This window comes from Acidovorax sp. CF316 (genome assembly GCF_000276605.1).
Taxonomy (GTDB): Bacteria; Pseudomonadota; Gammaproteobacteria; order Burkholderiales; family Burkholderiaceae_C; genus Acidovorax.
The window spans coordinates 1-6058 of record NZ_AKJX01000151.1 but is presented as its reverse complement, the minus strand read 5'-3'; the positions used below and the strand labels follow the sequence as shown (position 1 = coordinate 6058).

General features: G+C 68.8%; 5 protein-coding genes, 1 pseudogene and 1 riboswitch. Of the genes and pseudogenes, 1 reads left to right on the top strand and 5 read right to left on the bottom strand.

Annotated elements, in window-relative coordinates; all coding sequences use genetic code 11:
- Positions 1-918, top strand: a 918-nt coding sequence (locus tag PMI14_RS18435; RefSeq protein WP_007856804.1) for a DHH family phosphoesterase, incomplete at its 5' end; no start/stop codon positions are given.
- Between the two features lie 29 nt (positions 919-947).
- Here the strand turns inward: PMI14_RS18435 and PMI14_RS18430 are convergent.
- The 5 genes and pseudogenes from PMI14_RS18430 to PMI14_RS35590 all read right to left on the bottom strand — a co-directional run.
- On the bottom strand, positions 948-1448 hold the full coding sequence (locus PMI14_RS18430) for a chemotaxis protein CheW (protein ID WP_007856803.1): 501 nt from the start codon (positions 1446-1448) through the stop codon (positions 948-950).
- On the bottom strand, positions 1448-3175 hold the full coding sequence (locus tag PMI14_RS18425) for a methyl-accepting chemotaxis protein (RefSeq protein WP_007856802.1): 1728 nt from the start codon (positions 3173-3175) through the stop codon (positions 1448-1450). The genes PMI14_RS18430 and PMI14_RS18425 overlap by 1 nt, the downstream gene beginning before the upstream one ends.
- Before the next feature lie 182 nt (positions 3176-3357).
- A riboswitch (cyclic di-GMP riboswitch) is annotated at positions 3358-3451 on the bottom strand.
- 71 nt (positions 3452-3522) lie between these two features.
- A complete protein-coding gene (locus tag PMI14_RS18420) occupies positions 3523-3747 on the bottom strand; it encodes a 4-oxalocrotonate tautomerase family protein (protein WP_007856801.1) in 225 nt (74 codons plus the stop codon).
- 96 nt (positions 3748-3843) lie between these two features.
- Positions 3844-5613, bottom strand: coding sequence for a methyl-accepting chemotaxis protein (locus tag PMI14_RS18415; protein WP_007856800.1), 1770 nt, complete (start codon positions 5611-5613; stop codon positions 3844-3846).
- 255 nt (positions 5614-5868) lie between these two features.
- A pseudogene (locus PMI14_RS35590) lies at positions 5869-6058 on the bottom strand (methyl-accepting chemotaxis protein); the annotation flags it as partial.

Sequence of the window (6058 nt, the reverse complement as noted above, 5' to 3'; positions counted from 1 at the left end):
AAAAAAAGCCGCAAGGCAACCGTGGCCACCACCTTCGACTTCGGCTTTGCGCTGGGCCCGCGCATCAATGCCGCCGGCCGCCTGGCCGACATGACGCTGGGCATCGAATGCCTGCTCACCGACGACGCGGGCCGCGCGGGCCACCTGGCCGGCCAGTTGGACACCATCAACCGCGAACGCCGCGAGATCGAAGGCGGCATGCGCGAGCAGGCCATGCTGATGGCCGAGAACCTGTTCGACGAGAGCGAAGACCCGCCGCCCGCGATCAGCGTCTTCGACCCCGACTTCCACGAAGGCGTGGTGGGCATCGTCGCCTCGCGCATCAAGGACAAGCTGCACCGCCCGACCTTCGTCTTCGCTGCCAGCAGCGCGCCGGGCAAGGAGCATGAACTCAAGGGATCGGGCCGCTCCATCCCCGGTTTCCATCTGCGCGACGCGCTCGACCTGGTGGCCAAGCGCCACCCGGGCGTGCTGCTCAAGTTCGGCGGCCATGCCATGGCGGCCGGCTGCACCGTGGCCGAGGAAGCCTTCGAGACCTTCGAGCAGGCCCTGGCCCAGGTGGCGCAGGAATGGCTCGACGCCTCGACGCTCACGCGCCGCATCGAGACCGATGGCCCGCTGGCCCCCGAGTACTGCCGCGCCGACGTCGTGGACACGCTGCACCAGGAGGTCTGGGGCCAGGGCTTTGCGCCGCCGACCTTCAGCGAAGAGGTGCAGGTGGTGAGCCAGCGGCTGGTGGGCGAGGCCAAGAACCACCTGTCCATCAAGCTCATGCACCAGGGCAACCCGGTCGACGCGATCTGGTTCGGCCACACCGAGCAGCTGCCGGCCCGCGTGCTGCTGGCCTTTCGCCTCGATGTCAACGAGTGGCGCGGCGAGCGCAAGGTGCAGTTCCTGGTGGAGGGCGCCGAGCTCTGACGGCCCCGCGCCCGCCAGCGGCGCAGCGCTCAGGCAGCGGGTACCAGCCCTTCGCCGGCCGGCACCGGCGGCGTATCGCCGAGCAGGGCATCGATGTCGAGCAGGATCAGCATGCGCTCGCCGACCTGTGCCAGGCCATTGATGCAGCCCGCGTCCGGCGCGCCCGACAGCCCCGGGGCCGCGTGCACCATGCCGGGCTCCAGCGTCACCACGTCGCTGACGGCATCCACCACCACGCCCACAACGCGGGTCCCCAGGTCGATCACGATCACCACGGTGGAGGGCGTGAACGCGCTGTCCGCGCAGTGCAGGCGCACGCGCAGATCGAGGATGGGAACCACCACGCCGCGCAGGTTCACCACGCCCAGCAGGAAGCCTGCGGCGCTGGGCATGCGCGTGGGCTGCTCGTAGGAGCGGATCTCCTGCACCTTCATGATGTCGATGCCGTAATTTTCTTCGCCGAGGCGAAAGCTCAGGTACTGGCCTGCAGCGGCCAGCGGCGCGCCGGGGGTCGGGTTCAATGCGTTCATCAGAAGCTCGCCCACTGGTCATCGTCCTGGGTGCTGGCGGCCTTTTCCGCGAGCCGCGGCGCAACGCCCTTTCGGGTCGGCAATGCCGCCTTGGCCGGCGACGCCTTCGGGGGCTGCAGCGCAGTTGCGGGGGATTTGCGCACCGGGGCTGCGGCAGGCGTGCTGGCGTAGCCCACAGCCGCCGCGCCAACGTTGAACACCGACACCACCTCGGCCAGGTGCTGGGCCTGGTCGCGCAGCGCCGCCGCTGCCGCGGCCGATTCCTCCACCAGCGCGGCGTTCTGCTGCGTCATCTGGTCCAGGTTGGTCACCGCCTGGTTCACCTGCCCGATGCCATCGCGCTGCTCGCTCGCCGATGCGGCGATCTCCGCGATCAAATCGGTCATGCGGCGCACGCCGCCCACGATCTCGCCCATGGCCTGACCCGCCTGGCTCACCTGGGCCGAGCCCTTTTCCACGGTTTCCACCGAGGCGCCGATCAGGGTCTTGATCTCCTTGGCCGCCTGGGCGCTGCGCTGGGCGAGGTTGCGCACCTCGCCGGCCACCACCGCAAAGCCACGGCCCTGCTCACCCGCCCGGGCCGCCTCGACCGCCGCGTTCAACGCCAAAATGTTGGTCTGGAAGGCGATGCCGTCGATCACGCCGATGATGTCCGCGATCCTCCTGGACGAATCGCTGATCTGCTGCATGCTGACCACCACCTGGGCCACCACCTCGCCGCCATGGGTGGCCGCCTGGGCAGCGCCTACGGCCAGCTGGTTGGCCTGCTGCGCCGTTTCCGAGGACTGGGACACCGTGGCGGTCAGCTCTTCCATGCTGGCGGCCGTCTCCTCCAGGTTGCTGGCCGTCTGCTCGGTGCGGCTGCTCAGGTCGTGGTTGCCGTTGGCGATCTCGCTGGAGGCGGTGGACACCGAATCCACGCCGCGGCGCACCTCCGTCACCACGCCATGCAGCTTGCCCACCATCAGCGACAGGGCCTGCAGTAGCTGGCCGAACTCGTCCTTGCGCGTGGAGTGGACCTGCTGGGTCAGGTCCCCGCCCGCAATCGCGCCGGCCACGGTCACGGCGCGGTCCAGCGGGCGCGTGATCGAGCGCACCAGCAGGGAGGCCAGCACGATGCCGATCACGAACACCACTGCGGCGCTGGACAGGCCGAGCAGCGTGGCGTTGCGCTGCGCATGCCGGGCCTCGATCTTGGCCGCGTCGCGCTGTGCCTCCTGCACCTTGACGAAGCCCTTGAGCGCATCGACGTAGGCCACCGAGGTCGGCAGGAATTCCTTGAGCGCAAACTCCTTGCGTGCGCCGGGCTCGGCCGATGCCTTGACGGCGGGGAGCTTCTTGAGGGTGTCGAGCAGGGTGCCGCGGGCTTCGCCCACCTTGGCCAGCGCGGCCTTGTCGGACTCCGACACCGCCGTGGCACGCACGCCCGTCTGGACCTCGCTGATGAGGGCCGAGCCCGCATCCTGGCGGCTGGCGAAGAATTTCTCGATCACCTCGTCGGAGCTCGCCATGCTGGCCAGCGAACGCTCGGTGTTGGTCTCGGTCAGGCCCTGCCAGCGCACCGCCGCGGTGATGTTGGATTCGTAGCGCTGCACGTCGGCCAGCGCCGCTTCCATGGCCAGGCTGGAGCGGTACTGGGTGAAGACAAACACCCCCAGCATCAGCACCAACAGGCCCAGGATCGTGCCCCACATCTTGGTGGCCACCCGGATATCGTTCAACTTCATTGCTTTTCCCCGAGATTCATCGTGTGGACTGGAACAGGGGCGCCCAGCCCCGTCCATCCCGGGAGGGGCGCCACAAAGGCAGTCGACACACGGGGAGCAGAAGCGGGCGCGCGATCAGCGGCGCGCCCTGAAGGGGCGCCCTGCCTGGCGGCAAGTCACCCGAGGACGCAAGTCATCCGGAAATCAGCGGCCCCGCTGCCATACCCCCTCGCGCACGAGGTCTCAGACCGGAAGCTTTGCGACCCCGACTTTCGTACGGGTGTGCCTTTGTGCGGCCGATCCTACCTGTAAGCAAATATGTCAGGAAGTTGGTCGGGTATAGGCGAAGGGGGCTGCACCCCTCCTCCTCAGGCCTGGGTCGGCCCCTTGCTGCGCTGGCGCACCACGGTCACCTGCTCACCGCCCACGCCCCAGTTGTCGGGGTCGACCTCGTCGATGATGACCGTCACGGTCTCGGGCTTCTTGTCGAGCACCTCCACCATGAGCCGGGTGACGCCGGCGATCAGCGCGGCCTTCTGGGCCGAGGTGGTGGGGATGTCGCGGTTGGCAAGGCGGATGTTGACCAGGGGCATGGCAGACCTTTCTTCGATGGCGATGGGGCCGATCTTGCATGAAGAAAGGGCAGCCTGGGCTGCCCTTTCATGGGTATTGGCGCTCCGGGCGCAGGGTCAGAAGCTCTCCCAGTCGTCGTCCCCACCCTTGGCGGTTGCACGCGGGGCCGCTGCGGCGGGGGCGGGCTTGTGGGCCGCGGCTGCCGGCTTGGACGCCGTGAGCCGTGCCGTCGCTGGCGCTGCCGGTTTGCCGGCCACGGCGGTACGGGTCGGCGCGGCCACGGGCTTGCGGGCCCCCGGTGCAGGCCGTGGCGGCGCAGCCACCGGCGCCCGTGCCGGCATGGCCCCCACGTTGAACATCGACACCACCTCGGCCAGCTTCTGTGCCTGGTCGCGCATGGATGCCGCTGCCGCCGTCGATTCCTCCACCAGCGCCGCGTTCTGCTGCGTCATCTGATCGAGGTGCGTCACCGCCTGGTTGACCTGGGCAATGCCGTCGCGCTGCTCGGTCGAGGAGGCCGTGATCTCTCCGATCAGGTCGCTCACCCGGCGCACGCTGGAGACGATCTCTTCCATGCTCTGGCCTGCCTGCGCCACCTGGGCCGAGCCCGATTCCACGTTCTCCACGCTGGCACCGATCAGGGTCTTGATCTCCTTGGCCGCCTCGGCGCTGCGCTGTGCCAGGCTGCGCACTTCGCTGGCCACCACGGCGAAGCCCCGGCCCTGTTCGCCGGCACGCGCCGCTTCCACCGCAGCGTTCAGCGCCAGGATGTTGGTCTGGAAGGCGATGCCGTCGATGGTGCCGATGATGTCGGCGATCTTGCGCGAGCTGTCGGTGATCTGCTGCATGCTGCTGACCACCTGGCCCACGACTTCGCCGCCGCGGGCCGCGGCCTGGGCCGCCGTGCCCGCCAACTGGTTGGCCTGGCGCGCCGTGTCCGCCGATTGCGACACCGTGGCCGTCAGCTGTTCCATGCTGGCCGCGGTTTCTTCCAGGTTGGAGGCCGTCTGCTCGGTGCGTGCCGACAGGTCGTGGTTGCCGTTGGCGATTTCCACCGAGGCCGAGGACACCGAGTCCACGCCGTGGCGCACTTCGGTCACCACGCCGCGCAGGCGCGCCGACATGGCCGAGAGCGAGCGCAGCATGTGGCCGAACTCGTCCTTGCGCGTGGCGTGCAGCTCGCGCGTGAGGTCGCCCGCGGCGATGGCGTCGATGGTCTTGACCGCCTGGTCGAGCGGGTCGCTGATGGAATGCACCAGGCGCCAGGCCAGGAAGATGCCCACCCCCAGCAGCACCATGGACAGGATGATGCCCGAGATGGCGTTCTGGATGCGGCGGCCCGTGGCGTCGGCGCGGATCGCATCGCGGCGCTTTTCCAGTACCGCCACAAAATCGTCCTGGGCCTTGAGGTAGACCGTGACCAGGGGTGCGAACTCCCTGTCCGCAAACTGCTGGGTGGCCACGGCATCGCCCGCGCCCTTGAGCTCCCAGGTCTTGGCGGTGGCGGCCAGCACCGCCTTGCGCGCGTCCAGCACCTTGTCGAGCGCCGCCTTTTCCTCGGGCGCGGTGGCCGAGGCGACGATCTTCTCCTGCACCTTGTTGATGGCGCCGATGATCTCCTTGACCTTGGCGCCGTACTGCTCGGCGAGCACGGCGTCGGTGGTCACCGCGCCGCCCATGACCATGTTGACGGCCGTCTCGGTGGCGCCGCGCCAGCGCACGGCGGAGGAGATGCGCCCCTCGATCTCGATGATGTCGTCCATCGCCGACGACATGGCGTTGTTGCCGCGGTTCTGGGCGAAGCTCGAGAGCAGCAGCATCGCGATCATCAGCCCCAGGAATGCACCCCAGAGCTTGCGCGAGACGCGGATATTGTCGAATTGCATGGATCTCTTTCCCTTGTGGATCTGGCCCGGATGCCCGATGGACTGCGGGCACCTGGCCGCAGAAACATTCAATTACATCCAACAGCCCATAGCCTACGACAGCCGGGCGCCGGCAAATGCCTCAGCCCACCGGGAAAAACCCCAATTTGGAGGAAGCACTCCAGAAGCATTCAGTCGGGTCTTGTGCCGCCATCGGCCCGGTTGCAGCCAGGGCGACGCCCTCCAGGCCGCTGCGCCTGGAGCCCCGGGTGTACCTCAGAAGCTTTCCCAATCGTCGTCTCCGCCCTTGGCCGTGGCCCGTGGAGCCGGTGCGGGGGCTGGCCCGGCTGCAGCAGGCTTGTGGGCCGCTGCCGGCTTGGGCGCCGACGCAGTGAGCCGTGCGGTGGCAGGTGCTGCGGGTTTGCCGGCAACGCCCTTGCGGGCTGGCGCGGCCACGGGCTTGCGG

Coding starts and splice junctions, on each gene's coding strand:
- PMI14_RS18430 (WP_007856803.1), bottom strand. CDS start 1,448: ATGAACGCATTGAACCCGACCCCCGGCGCGCCGCTGGCCGCTGCAGGC.
- PMI14_RS18425 (WP_007856802.1), bottom strand. CDS start 3,175: ATGAAGTTGAACGATATCCGGGTGGCCACCAAGATGTGGGGCACGATC.
- PMI14_RS18415 (WP_007856800.1), bottom strand. CDS start 5,613: ATGCAATTCGACAATATCCGCGTCTCGCGCAAGCTCTGGGGTGCATTC.
- PMI14_RS18420 (WP_007856801.1), bottom strand. CDS start 3,747: ATGCCCCTGGTCAACATCCGCCTTGCCAACCGCGACATCCCCACCACC.